Annotated in this window: 19 protein-coding genes; 11 read left to right on the forward strand and 8 right to left on the reverse strand. The window is 62.3% G+C overall.

The window, feature by feature from the left end; all coding sequences use genetic code 11:
* The first annotated feature begins 78 nt into the window (after positions 1-78).
* From AB1384_08575 to AB1384_08585, 3 genes are all read left to right on the forward strand, one after another.
* Positions 79-711 (forward strand): GNAT family N-acetyltransferase, encoded by a 633-nt coding sequence (locus AB1384_08575; protein ID MEW6554324.1) that lies wholly within the window; start codon positions 79-81, stop codon positions 709-711.
* A gap of 106 nt (positions 712-817) precedes the next feature.
* A complete protein-coding gene (locus AB1384_08580) occupies positions 818-1,390 on the forward strand; it encodes a hypothetical protein (protein ID MEW6554325.1) in 573 nt (190 codons plus the stop codon).
* Between the two features lie 95 nt (positions 1,391-1,485).
* Entirely contained in the window at positions 1,486-3,864 is a 2,379-nt protein-coding gene (locus AB1384_08585; protein ID MEW6554326.1) for a PAS domain S-box protein, read from the forward strand.
* 5 nt (positions 3,865-3,869) lie between these two features.
* Here the strand turns inward: AB1384_08585 and AB1384_08590 are convergent, their stop codons facing one another.
* Positions 3,870-6,188, reverse strand: a complete 2,319-nt coding sequence (locus tag AB1384_08590) for a hypothetical protein (protein ID MEW6554327.1) — start codon at positions 6,186-6,188, stop codon at positions 3,870-3,872.
* Between the two features lie 321 nt (positions 6,189-6,509).
* On the opposite strand from AB1384_08590, the gene AB1384_08595 reads away from it, so the two are divergent.
* Both AB1384_08595 and AB1384_08600 read left to right on the forward strand, forming a co-directional pair.
* Positions 6,510-6,728: a hypothetical protein gene (locus AB1384_08595; GenBank protein ID MEW6554328.1), complete on the forward strand. Its 219-nt coding sequence runs from the start codon at positions 6,510-6,512 to the stop codon at positions 6,726-6,728.
* Between the two features lie 263 nt (positions 6,729-6,991).
* Positions 6,992-7,144: a hypothetical protein gene (locus tag AB1384_08600; protein ID MEW6554329.1), complete on the forward strand. Its 153-nt coding sequence runs from the start codon at positions 6,992-6,994 to the stop codon at positions 7,142-7,144.
* A gap of 178 nt (positions 7,145-7,322) precedes the next feature.
* Here AB1384_08600 and AB1384_08605 read toward each other — a convergent pair whose 3' ends face one another.
* The 6 genes from AB1384_08605 to AB1384_08630 are packed head-to-tail and all read right to left on the reverse strand — an operon-like array spanning position 7,323 to position 12,849.
* On the reverse strand, positions 7,323-8,489 hold the full coding sequence (locus tag AB1384_08605; GenBank protein ID MEW6554330.1) for a UxaA family hydrolase: 1,167 nt from the start codon (positions 8,487-8,489) through the stop codon (positions 7,323-7,325).
* A gap of 18 nt (positions 8,490-8,507) precedes the next feature.
* Positions 8,508-8,771, reverse strand: coding sequence for a UxaA family hydrolase (locus AB1384_08610; GenBank protein MEW6554331.1), 264 nt, complete (start codon positions 8,769-8,771; stop codon positions 8,508-8,510).
* A 14-nt stretch (positions 8,772-8,785) separates the two neighbouring features.
* Complete coding sequence (locus tag AB1384_08615; GenBank protein ID MEW6554332.1) at positions 8,786-9,910, reverse strand: ABC transporter permease; 1,125 nt, start codon at positions 9,908-9,910, stop codon at positions 8,786-8,788.
* Positions 9,907-10,821: an ABC transporter ATP-binding protein gene (locus tag AB1384_08620; protein ID MEW6554333.1), complete on the reverse strand. Its 915-nt coding sequence runs from the start codon at positions 10,819-10,821 to the stop codon at positions 9,907-9,909. Before AB1384_08620 ends, AB1384_08615 begins: the two co-directional genes overlap by 4 nt.
* Positions 10,822-10,867: 46 nt before the next feature.
* Positions 10,868-11,872: an alpha-ketoacid dehydrogenase subunit beta gene (locus AB1384_08625; protein ID MEW6554334.1), complete on the reverse strand. Its 1,005-nt coding sequence runs from the start codon at positions 11,870-11,872 to the stop codon at positions 10,868-10,870.
* Positions 11,872-12,849, reverse strand: coding sequence for a thiamine pyrophosphate-dependent dehydrogenase E1 component subunit alpha (locus tag AB1384_08630; protein MEW6554335.1), 978 nt, complete (start codon positions 12,847-12,849; stop codon positions 11,872-11,874). Before AB1384_08630 ends, AB1384_08625 begins: the two co-directional genes overlap by 1 nt.
* 157 nt (positions 12,850-13,006) lie before the next feature.
* On the opposite strand from AB1384_08630, the gene AB1384_08635 reads away from it, so the two are divergent.
* Positions 13,007-13,363: a VOC family protein gene (locus AB1384_08635; GenBank protein MEW6554336.1), complete on the forward strand. Its 357-nt coding sequence runs from the start codon at positions 13,007-13,009 to the stop codon at positions 13,361-13,363.
* A gap of 294 nt (positions 13,364-13,657) precedes the next feature.
* Here the strand turns inward: AB1384_08635 and AB1384_08640 are convergent, their stop codons facing one another.
* Positions 13,658-14,500 (reverse strand): MerR family transcriptional regulator, encoded by an 843-nt coding sequence (locus tag AB1384_08640; GenBank protein ID MEW6554337.1) that lies wholly within the window; start codon positions 14,498-14,500, stop codon positions 13,658-13,660.
* A gap of 269 nt (positions 14,501-14,769) precedes the next feature.
* On the opposite strand from AB1384_08640, the gene AB1384_08645 reads away from it, so the two are divergent.
* The 5 genes from AB1384_08645 to AB1384_08665 are packed head-to-tail and all read left to right on the forward strand — an operon-like array spanning position 14,770 to position 20,063.
* On the forward strand, positions 14,770-15,972 hold the full coding sequence (locus AB1384_08645; protein MEW6554338.1) for a thiolase family protein: 1,203 nt from the start codon (positions 14,770-14,772) through the stop codon (positions 15,970-15,972).
* Positions 15,973-16,026: 54 nt separating this feature from the next.
* Positions 16,027-16,485, forward strand: coding sequence for a Zn-ribbon domain-containing OB-fold protein (locus AB1384_08650; protein ID MEW6554339.1), 459 nt, complete (start codon positions 16,027-16,029; stop codon positions 16,483-16,485).
* A 22-nt stretch (positions 16,486-16,507) separates the two neighbouring features.
* Positions 16,508-17,302, forward strand: a complete 795-nt coding sequence (locus AB1384_08655) for an enoyl-CoA hydratase/isomerase family protein (protein ID MEW6554340.1) — start codon at positions 16,508-16,510, stop codon at positions 17,300-17,302.
* A gap of 13 nt (positions 17,303-17,315) precedes the next feature.
* Positions 17,316-18,476, forward strand: a complete 1,161-nt coding sequence (locus tag AB1384_08660; protein ID MEW6554341.1) for an acyl-CoA dehydrogenase family protein — start codon at positions 17,316-17,318, stop codon at positions 18,474-18,476.
* A gap of 30 nt (positions 18,477-18,506) precedes the next feature.
* Entirely contained in the window at positions 18,507-20,063 is a 1,557-nt protein-coding gene (locus AB1384_08665; GenBank protein ID MEW6554342.1) for a long-chain-fatty-acid--CoA ligase, read from the forward strand.
* The last annotated feature ends 7 nt before the right edge of the window (positions 20,064-20,070 follow it).

Genomic DNA, 20,070 nt, shown 5'->3' on the forward strand with positions numbered 1-20,070 from the left:
ATCATTCTATACGATAGAATGAATGGCGGAAGACCGGTCGCAAATGGCCCCACGGACGGGCCGGGGGAGGTCAACAGGATGGAACACCATATACGGCCGGCGGGGCCCGAGGACGCTTCCGCGGTGGCCAGGCTCATGTACCTGGCGGGCAAGAGCCATGTAGAGACCTCCATCTACGACCTCACTTTCCCGGGGAGCATGGAGGACAGGCTCTCGAAGCTCGCCGCGCTCTTCACCGCCCAGACCCGGTCGTGGTATCACTACTCCCACTACCTGGTGAGCGAGTCGGACGGACTCATCGCGGGCTGCCTGTGCGGCTTCAACGAGCTGGAGTCAGGGGGCAGGAAGATGCAGGAAGCATATATCGAGATCGGCACGGACCGCGCCGAGGGCAAGGCCATGTTCGCGCGCCTGCAACCCTTCCACCGCGTGAACCCCAAGCATTACGAGGACTCCTGGGTGGTCGAACACGTCGCCGTCTTCCCGGAATTCCGGGGCAGGGGGATCGTCTGCGACCTGCTGCGGGAGATACTCGAGCGGGGACGCGAACGCGGTTTTGCGAGCGCCGAGCTGAATATGCTCATCGGCAACACGCCCGCCCTGGGGGCTTACGAGAAAGCCGGTTTCTTCATCGTGGAGGAGAACACCGACGAGGAGTTCATGGGTATATTCGGAAGCCCCGGTATGGCCAGGTTGTATATGCAGCTGTGACACTATGGGCCGCGGTCCCGAGCCATCGGCCGGGTCCCAGGGGGTGTAGAATACTGTTATGGCCGGTTTTGTCCGAGCGACGGCCCGGAGCCGTAAGGAGGGCGCCGTGAAACGGACTGTTGTCTTTCTCATCCTGCTGGTGTCGCTCTCCCTCACGATCCTCGGGGGCGGCTGTGGCGGATCGCAGGAAGGCGACCAGGAAAACGGCGGCCATACCGGCGGGGAGGTCGATCTCGCCGAGTACGAGAGGGGCATCTCGGAAGGGCAGGCACGAGGATACGAACGGGGCTTTTCCGACGGCAAGCAAGGCGTCTACGATCCCGGGGTGGAGGTGCCGTCGGACCTGGACGAGGACTACGCGGCGGGCTATAAGCAGGGCTGGGTAGAGGGCTACGAGGACGGGCACGCGGATGCCGTCGCGGAAGCGGAGGACGCGGGAGGGGAGCTGGCCGAGGTGGAGGCGGCCATGCTCGCCTTCGTCAGACAGAACTCGGCGCCCGGCATGGAATTCAGGATCGAGAACATCGTCATCCACGGCAACCAGGCGGCGGGTATAGCCGTGTGCACAAGCGAGAAACTGGAATCGCCCCTGGTGGTCATGGAGAAGACGGCGTCCGGCTGGAGCGCGGTGGACTTCGGCACCGGCATCGAGCCTCCCTCGTGGTACGAGTACCGATGATGCACGGCGGAGATCGCACAGGGATCAGGACCGCCGGACAAGGTCCGATACAACGACAGGCGGAAGCAGGCGTGCGCTGGTTCCCGGGGTAGAGTATGAAGCGTTCTAAGAGGGGCGGTAAGAGGTCCGGCGAGCCGGCAGCCGGAACCGCGGGTCCGGCACAGCCGGGCTCGGGCGGATCACGGCCACCCGGGCGGAAGGGCGGCCCCGAGCCCGGCGAACGCTTCGCCCTGTCCCTGCTGGAGTACTCCTTCGACCTCATCCTGCTAGTCGGACGGGACGGCAGCATCAACTACGTCAGCCCCTCCGCCGAGCGCATCCTCGGTTACCCGCCCTCCGAGGTCACCGGCTCCACCATCTTCGAGTTCATCCACCCCGATGACCTCGAGCGCGCCCGCGGCTTCTACTACACCCATACGGACAGCAAGACCTTCTCCCGCCTCATCACCCTGCGCGTGCGGCACCGCGACGGCTCCTGGCGCGAGCTGGAGGCCGTCGGCAATAACCTCCTCCACGACCCCGGCGTCAGGGGCATCGTGATCAGCGCGCGCGACATCACCGAGCGCCGCCTCCTGGAAGAGGACCTGCGCAGGAGCGAGGAGTACTTCCGTTACATCACCGAGAACACCCACGACATTATCTCTGTGCTCGACGCGGACGGCGTGCTGCGCTACGTAAGCCCCTCCATCAAGAACATCACCGGCTACGAGGCGGAGGAGATAATCGGTCAACGCGCCTTCGACTTGATCCATCCCGATGACATCGCCAATACCATGAGCATCTTCACCGAAGGCGTCCGGGAAAGCGCTCCCGCGGCCCGCGCCGAATACCGCTGGATGCACAAGGATGGGACCTGGCACATCCACGAGGCATTTGGGATAAACGCCCTCGACAACCCATCCATGCACGGCGTGATCGTGCATGCCCGCGACATTACCGAGCGCAAGAGATGGGAGGGGGCACTGCGCGAGTCAGAGGAGAAGTACCGCCTCATCTACGATTTCACCGGGGAGGCCATCTACACCTACGACACGGACTTCGTGGTCATCGGGGTCAACAAGAAGGCGTGCGAGCTCATCGGCTACGAGGAACACGAGATACTAGGACGCAACATGCTGGAGCTGAACATCCTGCATCCGGACGACTACGAGCGGACCATGCGGGACATCCAGAGGCTGTATGCGGGCGAAGTGGTCAGGGACGAGCTGCGCTTCATCAGAAAGGACGGCAGCGTCGCCATCGGGGACGTCACCGGCGCTCCCCTCTATAACCATGAAGGGCTGATCATCGCCTTCACCAACGTGGCGCGGGACATCACCGAGAACCGGAATATGGAACTGCGGCTGGAGAGGTTCAACCAGTGCCTGCTCGAACTCGGACCGGACCCCCTGGAGAACATCAGGAAGATAGTCCTCACCGGCTCAGAGGTCCTGGAGGGATTCGGCCTCATATACGCGAGGATGGACAAAGGCCGCCTGCTGGTGTACTCCGCCGAAACCGCGGGGGACTTCATCGTCTGCGAGGACCCCGAGCGCTATCTCTGTTACGGCCTCATCAATGCGGGCCTCGAATCGTCCTTGAGCGTGGAGCAGATCGCGGGAACGCCGTACGAGGGCGACCCCTTCGCGACCGCCGGAGGTTTCCGCTCCTTCCTCGCCTACCCCACCCATTTGAGGGGCAAGATAGCCGGCTCGCTCTGCCTCTTCTCCACCGAACCGGGGTCGTTCAACCGTGACGACGTCAACCTCATGGGCATGCTCTCACGCGCCCTGACCATCGAGGAGGAGCGGCTCGCCCACGAGGAGAGCATCCGCCATTTCGTGGACATCGCCTCCCACGAGCTGCGCACTCCCCTGTCCATCATCAAGGGCTACGCCGACGCCTTCCAGTTCGGCGACCTCATGGAGCTCAACGATTTCCAACTGGAGAAGATACGTATCATCAACAGTAAAGCGGACAAGATGGCCAAGACCATCAACGACCTTCTCGACCTCTCGCGCATCGAGCGGGGCCACTTCGTGGCCGAGAAGATGCTGGTGGAGGTCGAGCCCCTGGTGCGCAGCGCGGTCAGGCAGATGCAGGAGAAGGGCGCACCCAACGTGTTCGAGGTGGAGTTCTCCGACGGACTGGGGGAGTGGGAGATGGACCCGGAGCAGATCGTCGATGCCCTGCTCATCCTCCTGGACAACGCCGCACACTACTCTCCGCCCTCATCGAACATACGCATCGAGGCCGGGCCTTGCGAGGAGGGCATCTGTCTCTCGGTGCTGGACCGCGGAGCGGGGGTCCCGGAGAAGGACCGCGAGAGCATCTTCGAGCGTTTCTACCAGCTGGAGGACTCCCGGCACCATTCAGCCACCGGCATGGGGCTGGGCCTTTACATCGCCTGGGAGATCGTAAGGGCGCATGACGGCCGCATCTGGTACGAACCCCGCGACGGCGGCGGTTCCATATTCAGCATCGTCATCCCCTGAGGGCGCTACCTGCCGGTGTACATCTCGGCAAAGAACCAGCGCACTGACGCGCTGCTCACCCCCATGGAGACATGGCCGCCCTGGATGGGCTCCCGGCCGCGGCTCCCCCTGCCCATGTCGAAATACATGACCCTCTCGCATGCGATGGGCTGGTCCGAAGTCAGCTCCAGGGCCACCTGGGAGGGACTCCCAAAAGCCGCCAGCTCGGAATTGACGCTCACCGTCGCGCGCGAGCGCGCACCTACGGTGTACACCTCGGCGTGGGTGCCCTCGCCCGGCCCCAGCATGTAGGTAGCCCTGACCGTGGCGACCTCGTCTCCCGGGTTCACCAGGAGGACGTACTCGTGGATGCCGGGGTACACGCTCCCCTCGGCGAACATCCACTTCCGGGCGGGCCTGGTGTTGCCGGGAGAGACGTGCCCGTCGTCCCAGCCGCCGTTGTAGTCGAAGTACATCACCCTCTCGCAGGCGATGGGGCGGTCGCTGTCAACCACCACCGAGACGTCGCTGGCCGTGGCGAAGCTCTCGTTCACCAGGACGCTCCGTCGCGACCGGGGCGGCAGCACGACCCGCCGCGACCCGCGCTTCCCCGCCGGCGTGACGAAGGTGACCGTCGCTTCCGCCGCCTCCGGTGCCGGGTTGGCCAGGGATATCCATTCCTCGAAGTCCTCGCTCACATGGCCCTCGGCGAAGTACCACTGGGAGGAGAGGGCGCTGATGCCGGGCTTGGTGTGGCCGCCGTCCGCGATGAACCCCCCGTTCATGGCCGCATAGCGGAAGTAGACGGAGCGTTCGGCGACCACGGGCTGGTCCGTCTCCACCTTCACCGCCACCTCGCCCTTGACATACGAGTTGATGCAGTAGGTCCGGCGGGCCCCCGCCGCGACGCTCAGGTCGACCTCTACCGGGTCGCCGGAGAGCGGCATGAGGGTCATGGTCCCACTGGCCGTCCGCGTGCCGAAGTTGCCCAGGCAGATATATTCCTGGAAGGGGCCGGCATCGGACGTATAGCCCTCGGCGAAGTACCAGGTCGTGTTGGACTGCCGCGACCCGAAGGCGTCGGAACCTCCGTCCATCCACCCGCAGTAGCGGAAGTACATGGGACGCTCGGCCAGCAGGGGCGTCCCGTCGACGGAACGCACCCTCACCGACAGGTTCCTGTCCCGCAGGTAACGGTTGGCGTTGCAGTCGATGGTGATGCGCGCGTCTCCCGGGACCTCGCGGTAGATGGTCAGGTACTCTCCCTGCTCGTCGCAGAAGGTCACCTCGGCCCAGGTGGACGCGTCATTCGGATTGGCGATGCAGACGAAGGGAAAGAAGTTGTAGGAGGTGTCCTCGGCCTTGAAGACGTCGCGGCTGTCGTGGGGAAAGCAGGGCTCTCCCAGGTCGGTATTGTCTCCGTCGCCGTTCTTGTCCCCCGGTGCCACCCCGAAGACTTCCTTTGCGGTAAGCCCGGGGTCGCCCGCCCAGGCGGGCTGGCTCCAGACGTCCCGGTTGGTGCTGCCGGGGAAACGGTTCTTGCGATAGGTGATGCCGTAACCGCCCAGATAATAATGGGCGCCGGTGATGAACTGGTAGCCACTGCCGGCCGCGAAGGAGGTGGAGAGGTCGGGCACCGTGAGTTCGGCGATGGGGGTCGCGTAGTTCTTGAAGAGGTTTCTCAGGTAGGCGGGAGTGCCGCCGACGATCGCCGTGGCCGTGTAGGACCCTATCGCGGTCGAGGGGTGCAGGAAGGTGTACGAGTACTCGTTTATCCTGCGCATGACCTCGCTCTGCGGCAGCAGTCCCGCGCCGCTGTTCAAGTCGAGGGCCTCGACCCCGGTGGAGAAACAGGTATGCCGCATGACCACCATGGCACCTGGCGCCAGGCGTATCTCCTCCGCCCAGTGGTTGCGGTAGTCCCCGAACAACCTGGCCTCGTCCCATCCCTGCGGAGTGCCTGTCTGACCTGCCCATGCCGCGTCCTGGGGCAGGTGGAAAGCCCATCGGCTCGCGTCGCCGTGACCGTAGTAGATGAGGAGGTTGTAGCTCTTGCCGTCCACTCGCTGGTGCAACTGGTAATGCGGACACGGGATGATGCCGCCGCTCTCGTTGTAGGCGTCGAGTATCTCAACGTCGAAGCCGAACTCCCACAGCGTCCTCACCGTCTCCTGCAGGTCGGAGACGCAGCTGGACCTCAGGCTCTCCCCCGGTGCGAAGGCGAGGACCAGGAGGGCTCTGGGGGTCACGGCGGCTTCGGCGGCCCGGTCCGCCGGCAGGGGCACCGCCAGGACCATGGTCAGCGCCAGGAAGGTCGCCACCAACGGCAGCGCTTGCTTTCTCATATCATCACCCGCTCACGATGCGGCATCTCCGGATAAATCGCGGCAATACTATATCATCGCGGTCTTTTTGTACATGTCTTCTAGCAACGGCCGTGGAATCCTGTCTCCTACGTGAAAAACGGGCACCCGTATGGGAAATGGCGGGCATCAGGAAGGCATCTGCCAGGCAAAACGCTTTCTCAACGGGCTTGTGACAGGCGTGTTACCATTATGTATAAAAGATGTTACGACTGTATGAAAACGCTAAAGAACGGGGACCCCACTGCCGATACATTCGTTGTCTGTATGTATGATCGTGCGGACTGCAAAGAAGGTGTGAGGATGCAAAGGAAACCGGCAAGAGACCTCTTCATCGACTCTTCCTGCAGGCGGACGGGGCTCCTCAAGACCCTGCTGCAGAGGCACAGGCACAAGCAAGCCCAGGACGTGTCTGGGGACGGACCGAACACGCACGGAGACTGCGCTTTCCTGTCCACGGGAATGGCGGAGTGCAAGGGCGAGAACGATAAGTCCCCCATGCGAAAAGTGGTCAGCCTGTAGCTCCCGACCACACTGGAAGAAGGAGTGGCGGCCACACGGCTGGACACCCGACCCCCCGGACAGGCCGGAGGAGGCCGTGAAGCGCCGTTACGCATAATCTTCCCCCCTGGCACGCCGACTGCAGCTCCCCCCATGGGCGGTCTCCAAACACCCAAATCCCTGGTGATACTGGGCCTTCTCACAAATGATCTTTATCATTCCCCGGGAATGAACCTTTTTTGTTCTGGCGCGTCATAAGGGGCAGAAGGAGGTTTCAGAAGGCCATGAACAAGAGCAGAGAACAAGAGGTTTACATAAACCCCAGCCTGCGCCGATCCCGTGCGCTAAGATCGATGCTGCCCGTGTTGCTCTCCAGGCGTGCCGAGACCGGGAACATCCGTTCCTTTCACGGCGAGCCTGACAAGAAGACGCGCTAGAGGAAGTCCTTGACCCCGTCCCACCCCCGAGTATCCCCTCACTTATAAGGGGCGGGGTCCCCCTATGTATCGGAGGGGGTCAGCCCCTGACAAGTGACATTGTGCTGCGTTACTGCAACCAGAGCTTCGAGTATGCTTGGCATGTCACATGTCTGGGGCTGACCCCATAGGAGACCCCTCAGAAGGAAGGGGTGACGGTGTAGAGGCAGAGGATGCCGTCCTGGCGGTTGATCTCCGCTTTGGTCAGCTCACCGCCCAGTACCCGCACGACGAGGCCTATTATCTCCTCCGCTACGTCCCCCAGGGTCTTCCCCTCCAGCACCGCGCCGGCGTTCACGTCCATATCGTCCTCCATGGCGCGGTAGAGGCGGCCGTTGCTGGCCACCTTGATCACCGGCAGCAGGGGGAACCCGATGGGGTTGCCGCGTCCGGTGGTGAAGATCATGAGCTGGCATCCCGACGCCGCCAGGCCGGCGATGTTCTCCGTGTCGTAACCGGGACCGTCCATGATCACCAGGCCCTTCTCGCGGGGAGGTTCGGCGTAATCCACCACCTCGTTGATGGTCGAGCTGCCACCTTTGAGGATGCATCCCAGGGACTTCTCGCGGATGGAGCTCATGCCCCCGTCAATGTTCCCGGGCGCGATGACCTGGCTGGCCAGGGGGCCAAGGATCTCGTGGGCGCGGCGCTCCGCCGCCGCTATTCGAGAGGCGATCTCGCGCGCCACATCCTCGTTGCGGGAGCGGCGCTCCAGGATGTGGCTGGTGCCGATCATCTCCGTGGTCTCGCTGAAGATGGCCGTGCCGCCGCGTTCCACCAGCCAGTCTGCGACCAGCCCTACGCTGGGGTTGGCGGTGACGCCGGAGAAGGCGTCGGAGCCGCCGCACTCCAGGCCCAGGACCACGGCGCTCAAGGGGAAGGTTTCCCTCTCCTGCTTCGCCGCCGCGTCCAGCATGCCACGCGCTATCTCGACTCCCTTTGCCGCCGCCCGCCGCGAGCCCCCCACGTCCTGGATGTTGAAGTACTCCACCGGCTTGCCGGTGTGGGACATCCGCTCCGCCAGGTACTCCGCCTTGATCACCTCGCACCCCAGGCCCACCACGAGGACGCTATAGACGTTGGGGTTGCGTGCCAGGTTGGCCAGGGTCTTGAAGTGGAGCCCCAGGTCCTCGCCGCCCCGGCCGCAGCCGTGGCCGTGGGGCAGCGGTACCGCCCCCGGCAGCTCCCTGGCGATGGCGGCGACGACCCCGTTGGCGCAGGCCACGGAGGGGATGACCGCGACGTGGTTCCTCACCCCGGCGGAGCCGTCCGGCCTGGCATATCCCTCGAAGCCGTCCACGTCCATCTCTGTCACCCGCCGCCCTCAATCCTCGACCACCAGGTTGTGGGTGTGCACCCAGTCCCCCTCGGGGATGTCCCGGCTGGCCTGCCCGATGACCTCGCCGTACTTGATGATGTCCTCGCCGCGCTCGAAATGCCGCAGGGCGACCTTGTGGCTGTAAGGGATGCCGTCCGCGGCCGTTATCTCCCGCCCGTCGGGGAGGCAAACCTTCCCGCCCTTCGCGACGTCCTCCAGGGTCACCGCCACGTTGTCGGCTTCGATGATGATGAGCGCGTTGGGCTTCACGGCATGCCGCCCCCTCACTCCCAGCGGAAGAACTTGATCGACGCAAGGAGGGCGATGATGCCCATGGCCACCAGCACCAATATGTCCACCCACACGTCCATCAGGCTTGCCGAGTCGATCATCACCTGGCGCAGGGCGTCGCCCAGGTAATAGAGGGGCAGGCACTGGGCGATGACCTTGAGGGGAGCGGGCACCCATTCCACCGAGAAGAATATGCCGGAGAGGAACATCATGGGCATGGCGATGGCCTGGGAAGCCAGGCCGGCGCTGCGCATGTTCTTGGTCAGGGAGGCGATGAGGAAGCCCAGGGCCAGGAAGGAAAGGGCGCCGATGATCACCAGCACGAAAATGTAGAGATAGCTGCCGTTGATGTGCAGGTTGAAGGCGAAGACCCCCACCAGTAGCAGCAGTACGGACTGGACCAGGGTGAAGATGAGCACCGATAGTATGCCGCTGGAGAGGTAGGTGGCCAGGGAGAGGGGCGACACCTTGATGCGGCGCAGGATGCCCTTCTCGCGGTAGGAGGCTATCTCCAGGCTGTAGCCCGCCAGCCCCCCGAACATGAGCACCATGGCCAGGATGCCGGGGACCATGAAATCGATGTACTCGAAGTCCTTGACGTCCTGGGCCGCCTCCTCGTTGACCGCTATCATCTGCAGGGACCCGGACATCGCCTCGTCGAGGTTGTACAGGACCCCGCTGAGGGAGGAGAGGATACCGTTGAGCGTGGCCGTGGTTATCTGGGCGGTGGAGACCTCGGACTGGTTGACGATGATCGTCACCTCCGCCTGCTCTCCCGCCGCGACTTTCTCCCCGAACCCCTCTGGTATGATGACGACGGCGTTACGGTCGCCGTCCTTGATGGCGGCCCTTTCCTCCTCCTCGCTGCCCGTCTCCACCACCAATCCCTCCTTGATGCGGGGATCATCTCCGGTGAAGGCGCCCATGACGATCTGGCTCTGAAGCGAACCGTCCAGGTCCACAATCCCGACCTTCAGCTTCACCTCCCCGCTGGAGCCGAAGACGAAACCCAGGATGACCATGAGCAGGACGGGGAAGAGGAAGAGCCAGAAGAGGGCCTCGCGCTGGCGCAGGGTCATCTTCACGTTGTAACCGAAGATCTTGAAGAACTTGCTCACTCCCGGATCCTCCTGCCCGTTATCTTGAGGAAGACGTCCTCCAGGGTGGCCCGCTTCATGTTGATGTCGTCCGCCTGCACCCCCAGCTCGTGGGCCATGGCCACGATGCCGATGAGGGTCTCCTGGGGCACGGCGGTGGTGACCCTGTAATCCCCGCCGTCCGCATCCACGCCGATGACGCCGTGAAGTCCCCGCACTACCTCCTCCTCCACCGGCGGGGTGAGGCGGAAGGTGATGATGCTGTCGGACACGTACGCGTTGATTAGCTCGTCGGGGGTGCCCCGGGCGATGATGTGTCCTTGGTCCATCACCGCCACGCGGTCGCAGAGGTACTCGGCCTCCTCGATGTAGTGGGTGGTGATGACCACCGTCTTGTCCTGCTCCCGCAGGTGCTCCACCATCTCCCAGATGCGGCGCCGCGCCTGGGGGTCGAGGCCGGTGGTGGGCTCGTCGAGGAAGACGATGCCGGGGTCGTTGACCAGGGCCAGGGCTATGGACAGGCGCTTGTGCTGTCCCCCCGACAGCGAGTTGACCCGCGCGTCCGCTTTATCCCGCAGTTCGGCCAGGGCGATGAGTTCGTCCACGGGAAGGGTGCGGGGGTAGAAGGCGCCGAAGAGGTCGATGGTCTCGCGCACCGTCAGCTCGTCGAAGAAGACGGTGGTCTGGAGCTGTACGCCGATGATCTCCTTCACCGCCCGGGGGTCGGCGCGCACGTCCAGGCCCATGACCTCGATCTGCCCGGAGTCGGGTTCGCGCAGGGTCTCGACCATCTCCAGGGTGGTGGTCTTGCCGGCGCCGTTGGGCCCCAGGATGCCGAAGATCTCCTTCTCCTCGATCTCCAGGTCTATCCCGTCCACGGCCTTGATGTCGCCGTAGTATTTCTTCAATCCCCGTATGGATATGGACGGCATGGCCTCCCTCTCTACGCGGTCAACGTCCCATATTATATACGAGGTCCTACCTGTTCTTCTCCACGCACTCCCGCACCGCGGCGGCGATGGTCTGCGCGGTGGGCGCGCAGGCCGCCTCCAGCACCGGGGAGAAGGGAACGGGCTGGTCCTTGGCCGCCACCCGCACCACCGGCCCCTTGAGGTCGCTCCAGGCTTCCGCGGTGACCAGCGCGGAGATCTCCGCCCCCACCCCGCCGGTTAGGCACCCCTCCTCCACGGTGACCAGCCGGCCCGTCTTGCGCACGGAAGCGAGCAGTGCCTGCTTGTCCAGCGGTACCAGGGTGCGCGGGTCTATGACCTCCGCACTGATGCCGTCCCTGGCCAGGGAGTTGGCGGCGCTCACGGCCGAGGAGACCATGCCCGACACCGCGAAGACGGTCACGTCCTCGCCCTCCCGCAGTACCGCGGCCTGGCCCATGGGGACGGTGAACTGGGGGTCCGTAGGCACTTCCTCCGATGCGAAGTAGAGGGCTTTGTGCTCGAAGAAGAGGACCGGGTCGTCGTCCCTGATGGCCGACTTGAGCAGCCCCTTGGCGTCCACCGGACCCGAGGGCACGCATATCTTCAGCCCGGGGATGTGCATGAACAAGGCCTCCAGGCACTGCGAGTGCTGGGCCGCGGAGGAGGTGAGCATGCCCCCCGGGGCCCGGATGACCAGGGGCACTTTCACCTGCCCGCCGGTCATGAAGCGGATCTTGGCGGCCTGGTTTATGATCTGGTCCATGCACACGGTCATGAAGTCGGCGAACATGATCTCCACCACCGGGCGCATGCCGGTGATGGCCGCGCCCACCGCCGCCCCCACGAAGGCGCTCTCGGTGATGGGAGTGTCCAGCACCCGCGACTCGCCCACCTCGAGGTGGAGGTCCTTGGTGGGGCCGAAGATGCTGAAGCGGATGTCCTCCCCCATGAGGAAGACGGACGGGTCCAGCTCCATCTCCTCCTTCAGGGCCAGCCTGACGGCCTGGAAGTAGGTGAGGAACTCGGTCTCGGCAGCCATGGTCTCCGCCATCACCGCTCACCCCCCGCGAAGACGAGGCCCGCGTCGTCCTCGGGGGAGGGCTCCTCGCTCTCCTCGGCGAAGGCGCAGGCCCGCGCGATCTCCTCCTCCACCTCCGAGCGGATGCGCTCAAGTTGTGCGGTGGAAGACAGCCCCTCTTCTATGCAGCGGCGCTCCAAGAGCGCTATGGGGTCATGGGCGGGGAACGTGGCCTTCTCCTCCGCGCTGCGGTAATCATCATCGTCGTCCTCGAAGTGGCCGTGCCAGCGGCAGGTGGTGGCCTCCAGCAGCGTCGGGCCTCCTCCGCTCCGAGCGCGCTCCACCGCCCAGGACGCGGCGAGAAAGACCTCCATGACGTCGTCGCCGTTCACGGTGATGCCCGGCATTTCGTAAGCTTCCGCCCGCCTGGAGATGCGCCCTATGGACTGGTGCGCCCTCTGGGGAGTCGAAAAACCGTATCCGTTGTTCTCACACACGAAGACTACCGGGAGCTTCCAGGTGGCGGCCAGGTTCAGGCCCTCGTGGAAGGTGCCCTGGTTTGAGGCCCCGTCCCCGAAGAAACAGACCGCCACCTGGTCGGTCCCCCGCATCCTGGCCGACAGGGCGGCACCCGGGGCTATCACCAGACCGGCCCCCACGATACCGTTGGCCCCCAGCCCGCCCACCTCCACCGAGGTGATGTGCATGGAACCTCCGCGCCCCCGGCAGTACCCGGCCTCCTTGCCCTTCAATTCGGCCATCATCCTGTCCGTGCGGGCCCCCTTGGCGATGAGATGTCCGTGCCCGCGGTGGGTGCTGACGATATAGTCGTCCTCGCGCAGGGCGGCGCATACCCCGGCCGGCACGGCCTCCTGGCCCACGGAGAGGTGGATCATGAAACCCGGCACCATGCCCGTACGGGCGTATTCGCTCACCTTCTCCTCGAAGCCGCGGATGGTGTACATGGTCTTGTACAGGCGTATGACCAGTTCTTCAGAAAACTCCGGCATCTCCCCCTCCTTTAACCTGTTACCGTGTCGCGGCGTACCGAATAACGTACTGGGTCATGATATCGGGTTGACTGCGTGGACCTTGGGAACGCATATATTATACCGCCTGCTGAGGGAATAATATCGTGTGTGCATTTAATAGAAAGGGTGATCGACCATGAAGATCAGATATGCCACCATGGCTGTTGCGGACATGGATGAGTCGACCAGGTTCTACACGGAAGTCTTGGGACTTGAAGTAGAAAGCCGGCACAATCCCCGCCCTGGGTTGACGATCACGTTATTGAAGGGGGAAGGGGATGCGATGATAGAACTCATAGAGGATACCGAGAATCCCCGAGAAACAGGCCTGTTTTCGGTGGGAATGGAAGTCGAAGACATACGCGCCACAGTGGAGGAACTCAGATCTAAAGGGGCCAAGATCACCATGGAACCCATACCGATAACCGTTGGGACCCTTGCTTTCCTGGAAGACCCGAACGGGGCCCAGATAGCGTTGATCCAGCACCACTGAAGCCACGGAATCTTCGGCTATTTCTTCGCCTGCCATTTTCATAAAGACAAAATGCTGGTCGCGATGATCAGGGTCAGGGCCCGTCCTGCCCGAAAGGCGGTGTGCTTTGCCGCAAGCCCCCTGGGTCTTAACTCGGCTCCCTTTGCTAAGACACTGTTTTACTGGAAATATGCCTTTTGGAATAGAATATGCCTGGAGCTACCCGAGAAAGGCCGATCTTGCGGCTGTGTCCAACTTGTGCCCATTTCCGGAGAGTGGGAATTGCCTTCATCGCCATTGAAAGCTGCGCAACCGTTACAAGTCGGTTCTCTTAAGGCCTTTCAAGATCTGCTCTATCTGATCCAGGCATTCCTGCTTATCGTAGTTGCCGAACATGTGATATAACTCGGCCATGTATTCCCCTATTCCCATGAATGCGAAACCCAGGATCTCGGGGTTGGCATCTTCCTTTATCTCCCCCTGTTCCACTGCTTGTCTGATATCCCATATGACCGGCTGCACGATATAGTTGAGGCTCTCCTTATACTTCTCCACAAAGGTCTGGTTGTCGGAAACGGCTATCCCTCTCAGTTGGTTCATCATGTCCCGCCATTTGGGATAGGCGTCGATGAAAGCATCCCCCCTCTTGAGCAGTCGGGGGACTGCCTCCTTTTCCTGCCTGATCCCATCCCATACCTCGTTGAACATCTGGTGGAATATATAGTCCGTGCATTCCAGGAACAACTCCTCCTTATTGTTGAAATACGTGTAGAACGTGGACTTGCTCATCTGTAACTCGCCGACGATATCCTGGATGCTGACCTTATCGTAACCCTTCTGCGTGAAGAGCTTCGCCGTTGTATGTATTATCTCTTGCCTCCTGTCGATAGATTTGCCCTTGTTTTCCGGCTGCGATTTCTCCGCCTCAAAACGAGCCAGCTCATCCTTGATGAACCTTATCGGCATCTTCTCCTCTTCCCGCAGTTTCCTTATAAGCTCGAGCCTCTTCACCTCCTCCTCGGTGTAATAGGCCATGGTCTTTCCGGTCCGCACATGGGGGGCTATCAGGCCCTCCCTTACGTAATACCTTATGGTGGATTTGGGGATGCCCGTCGATTTCTCGAGCTCGCTTATGGTCAGGTATTTATGCTTTTCCAATTCGACTCCTCACAACAGACAATGACTATACTTATTTAAGAGCTATATGCACTGTAAAGTCAAGCGCTAAATACTATCTAGACAGATGGGAAAGTAAGTAAATTACCATATAGAATGGGGTTTAAAAGCAGTAAACAATGCCCTTGACATATAGCCAAAGCTCTTATAAACTACAGTAATGTACCGTACCGTACTATTTATAGTACATGGAATTACCCGAAATTGCCGGTTATTTTCGAAGGTTTCACGCCGGAGGGAAGGAGGCCCACATGGAAAAGGGCGAATTCGCTATCATCGGCACCGGCGAGGTGCCCTGCGGCAACTACCCCGCGCGCTCGGAGTTCGAGATCGCGTACACCGTGGCCCGGGATGCCATCCGCGATGCGGGGATCGACAAGGACGAGATAGGGGCGGTGGTCTGCGCGCAGCACATCATGTCCAATCCCGACAACGACTACAACACGGAGATGGTCTTCGGGCGCCTCCCCGAGGCCATCGGCGCCAGGGGCTGCAAGATAACCTGCATGACCTCGTCGGGGGGCGCATCCAGCTTCTCGCTCAGGAAGACCGCGGAGGGCATACTCAGCTCTGGAGAGACGGACACGGTGCTCGTGGTGCACGCTCAGCGCTTCTCGACCTTCACCCCCAACGAGCAGGCCAAGTATTTCTCAATCGCCGGTTCGGATGTGGAGTGGGAGGTCCCATACGGGATGACCTACAACGCGCTGGCGGCTATGGTCACCCAGGGATACATGGCCTACACGGGCACCACTATGGAGCAGGTGGCCGCGGTGTGCGTGGCCAACCGCAAATGGGCCATGCTGCAGCCCAACGCCATGTTCAACCAGAAGGAGATCACGGTGGAGAAGGTGCTCTCCAGCCGCATGGTGGCCTATCCACTCACCGCCTTCATGTGCAACGTGCTGGGGGACGGGGGCACCGCCTTCGTCATGACCACGGCTGAGAAGGCTAGAATGGTTTCCGACCGTCCGGTATATATCCTCAGCGATTCCTCCAGCTATTCCCACCGCACCATCACGAGGTCGAAGTCCAGGGACCTGGGCAAGATGGGCGAGAACATGGCACCGGTTGCCAACGCCGCCTACGAGAGAGCCGGCCTGGGGCCTGAGGACATGGACATCTACCAGGTCTACGGTTCTTACCCCACCCTGCAACTCATCGTCATGGACGCCCTGGGCATCTGCGAGCCGGGGAAGTCGGGCGCCCTGGTGGAATCCGGCGAGACCTCGCCCGGCGGCAAGTACCCGGTGACCACCAACGGGGAGGCTCTCTCCTTCGGGCATACAGGGACCGGGGTGGGCATCGCCCTCCTGGCCGAGTCGGTGCGGCAGCTCCAGGGCAAAGCGGGCAAGGCCCAGGTGGAGGGGGCGAAGTTCCTCATCGAGAACACCGGCGGCGGCGCCTTCATGGACTGCCACTTCACCGTCCTGGGCAGCGAGATACCTGGTTGAGCAGGAGGCGGCGGCAAGAACGTGTTGATCTGAAGATATTAGGAGGATCGTGAGATGAGCGAAGAAAAGGTGAGCATCAAGGACCTGCTGGGCCTTTCCGACGAGGAGATGCGGAAGCCGCTGCCCGTCCCGACCAAGTGGTCGCAGCCCTTCTGGGACGCGGCGAAGGAGCACCGTCTTGTCCTCAAGAAATGCTCCGCGTGCGGCAATATCGACCACCCGCCCTACCTGTACTGCACTGCCTGCCAGGCGGACGAGCATGAATGGATCGAGGCTTCGGGCAAGGCGACCCTCTACTCATATGCCGTGAACCACTTCGGGGTGCCCTTCCCCTTCTGGGATGATATGCCGTATGTCCTGGCCATGGTCGACCTCCCGGAAGGTGTGCGCATGATCTCCAACATCGTTGAGTGCGACCTCGAAAAGCTCGTAAACGGCATGGAGCTGGAGGTGGTCTTCGAGGAAGTTTCCGGCGATATCACCTTGCCCAAATGGAAGCCGGCCAAAAAGTAGACGGCGCGAGAAAGGAGCGGGTATGCAAGATTATCAATACCTCATCTACGAGATAGAAGAGGATATCGGGAAGATAACCCTGAACCGACCCAAGAAGCGCAACGCCCTCAACGCGGAGCTCATCGCCGAGCTCAAGGACGCGGTGCCGCGCATGAACGCGGAGCCCGAGGTACGCTGCGCCATCATCACCGGCGCCGGCGAGAAAGCATTCTGCGCCGGCGCGGACCTCCCCATCTTCGACACCCTGCAGGAGGTCGAGAAGGCCTACGCGTACCTTCGCAACGACGGCGGGACCATCACCCGTGCCCTGGAGACGGCGGAGTTTCCGTGGATAGCGGCGGTGAAGGGTGCCTGCGTGGCGGGCGGATTGGAGCTGGCCTTGTGCTGCGACATGATCGTGGCGGGCGAGAACTCCTTGTTCGGCGTGCTTGAGATAAACATCGGGCTGCTTCCCGGGTGGGGAGGTACCGTGCGCCTGCCCAGGGCTATACCGGTGCGCAAGGCCAAGGAGCTTCTCCTCACCGGGGCCATGATCGACGCCCAGGAGGCGTACCGCCTGGGATTGCTGAACAAGGTGGTCGCGGTGGAAAAGGTGGAGGAAGAGGCCATGAACATGGCGCGCAGCGTCGCCTCCAAGTCAAAGGCGGCCGTACGCGCCGGGATGAACATCGTCAACAACTCGCTGGCATGTGCCTCCATAGACGCCGCCCTGGCCCTGGAGCGTGGCACCATCATGACCCTGGTCGGCGCGGAGGAGACGCGCAAGTACCTGGAGCCGGCCATCCGCATGATGCAGGACATGGAGAAGAAGGACTGAGAAGGGAGCGTATATGGACTTCTTGCTGACGGAGGAACAGAAGATGCTCCGGGAAACGTTCCGTGAGTTCTGCCGGAAAGAGATCACCAAGGAGTATGTGCGGTGGCTGGACGAGAACTGCGACTTCCCCCCCCAGGACATGGTCGAGAAGATTGCGGACCTCGGGTTCTTCGGTATCTCCATCCCTGAAGAATATGGAGGAGCGGGCGCGGGCATGTTCGACCTCTGCGTGGCCCTGGAGGAGCTGGCCACGGCGAGCGTCGCCATGGCCATATCCATGGGGCTCACGCCCGCCTTCGGCGGCAGGCCCGTTGCCGAGCTCGGCACGGAGGAGCAGAAGCGGACGTACCTCCCGCCGATCGCCGAGGGGAAGGAGAAGTGGTGCATGGCCCTGACGGAGCCCGCCGGGGGAACCGATATCCTGGGCGCCATCGCCACCACCGCTGAAAGGGACGGGGACGAATACGTGGTGAACGGCGCGAAGATGTTCATCTCCGGTGCCCACGTGGCGGACTGGATACTGCTGGTCGCCATCACCGACAAGGAAGTCAAACGCTCGAAGGGCCTCTCCGTCTTCATCGTCGATGCCCGCAGCCCAGGCATCACCATCAACCTCGTCCGCAAGGTCGGCATACACGCCTGCGGCACCACGGAGATATTCTTCGAGGACGTGAGGGTCCCGGCGGCCAACCTGCTGGGGACCGAGAACATGGGCTGGTACCACATCCTGGGGACCCTGAACCCGGAACGTATCGGGACCTCCATGCTCTCGCTGGGTATCGCCAAGGCGGCCTTCGACGACGCCCTGCAGTACGCCAAGGAGCGCACGGCCTTCGGCAAGCCCATCGGGCAGTTCCAGATCATCCAGTATTACCTGGCGGATATCGCCATCGAGATCGAGAACGCCCGCAACCTCATCTACAAGTGCGCGTGGCTCTGCGACGCGGGGGAACGCTTCGACGTGGAGGCCACCATGGCCAAGATCGTGGCCTGCCGCGCCTCGGAGAAGGCGGCCCTCCACGGCATGGAGATATTCGGCGGGTACGGTTTCACCATGGAATACGATATGCAGCGGCACTTCCGGGACTACAAGCAGATGATGTTCAGCCCCATCTCCGACGAGATGAGCATGAACTATATCGCTCAGAGCTGCGGCCTGCCTAAATCATATTGAGACTGCTGAGGGAAAAAGGAGGGGACCTGGATGTATACATTAGGGGATGTGCCAAGAAAAGGGAATACGCTCTATCCACACAAGGAGGCGATGGTCTTCGGGGATGTCAGGATCACCTACGCGCAGATGGAGGAACGGGTGAACCGCCTCACCAATGCCATCCTGGGCCTCGGATTCAAGAAGGGCGACCGCCTGACCATACTCGCAGAGAACACTTTCAAATACATGGAGGTCTATTTCGCGGCAGGTAAAGCCGGGATGAGCGTCACCCCACTGAACTTCCGCCTTTCCGACGGGGAGATCGTCCATATCGTCAACGACAGCGAGGCTGTCCTCCATCTGGCAGGCGAAGGGTATGAGGAGCGGTCGCTCGGCTTGAAGAAGGAGCTCGAGAAGATCAGGGGATGGATATCGCTGGACAAGGAAAGCGAAGGCTACCTCTACTACGAGGACCTCCTTTCCGGTGCCTCACCCGACGATCCCTGGATCGATGTGGACGAGGACGAGATGGCGATACTCATGTACACGGGGGGCACCACCGGGCTCCCCAAGGGGGTCATGCTCTCCCACCGCAACCTGATGACCGCGGCCTACGGCTGCATCCTGGTGTCGGGCTTCGATGCCGACGACGCCACCTGCTTCGTCCTGCCCCTGTTCCATATCTCCCTGTGGCCTGCCCTGTGCCTGCTCATGATGGGGGGCAAGGTGGTCATAATGCCCCGGCCAGACCTGGTGGAGATATTGCGGCTGATCCAGGACGAGAAGTGCACGCATATCAACCTCGTACCCACCATCTACGGCTGGCTCCTGAACCTCCCCCAGGTCGATGAGTACGACCTCTCCAGCCTGAGGATCATGACCTATGCCGGGAGCCCCTTCCCGCCCGATGTGCTCAAGCGGTGCATCAACAAGTTCGGCAACATCTTCGCGCAGGGGTACGGGCTGACCGAGGCGGCGCCGGTGGTTTCATTTCTCATACCCGAGGACCACGTGCTCGAGGGGGATGAAAGGCTTACCAGGCGGCTTACCAGCGCCGGCAAGGAGGCCCACGTGGTGGAGGCCAGGGTGGTGGATGAGAACGACGAGCCGGTCAAGGTGGGCGAGATCGGAGAGATCGTGGCCCGCGGCAGGAACATCATGATGGGCTACTGGAAGAACCCCGAGCTCACGGCGCAGGTGCTCAGGGGCGGCTGGCTGCATACCGGCGACATGGGCACGGTCGACGAGGACGGATACATATACCTCATGGACCGCAAGGCGGACATGATCATCACCGGCGGCGAGAACGTCTATCCCAAGGAGGTCGAGGACGTGCTCTACGAGCACCCGGCGGTACTGGAAGCCGCGGTGGTGTCCGCGCCGGACGAGAGGTGGGGAGAGAAGGTCCAGGCGGTGGTCGCCCTGAAGGAGGGGGCCTCCGCCAGCGAGGAGGAGCTCATCGCTCACTGCAAGAAGGGTCTCGCCGGTTATAAATGCCCTAAAGCCGTGCAGATATGGGATTCCCTTCCCAAGACCCCGATCGGAAAGATCGTCAGAAAGGATATAAAGAAAGCTTTCTGGGGCGACCAGGAAAAGAAAATCGGATAAGGATTCA

Source organism: Actinomycetota bacterium (genome assembly GCA_040757835.1).
Taxonomy (GTDB): domain Bacteria; phylum Actinomycetota; class Geothermincolia; order Geothermincolales; family RBG-13-55-18; genus SURF-21.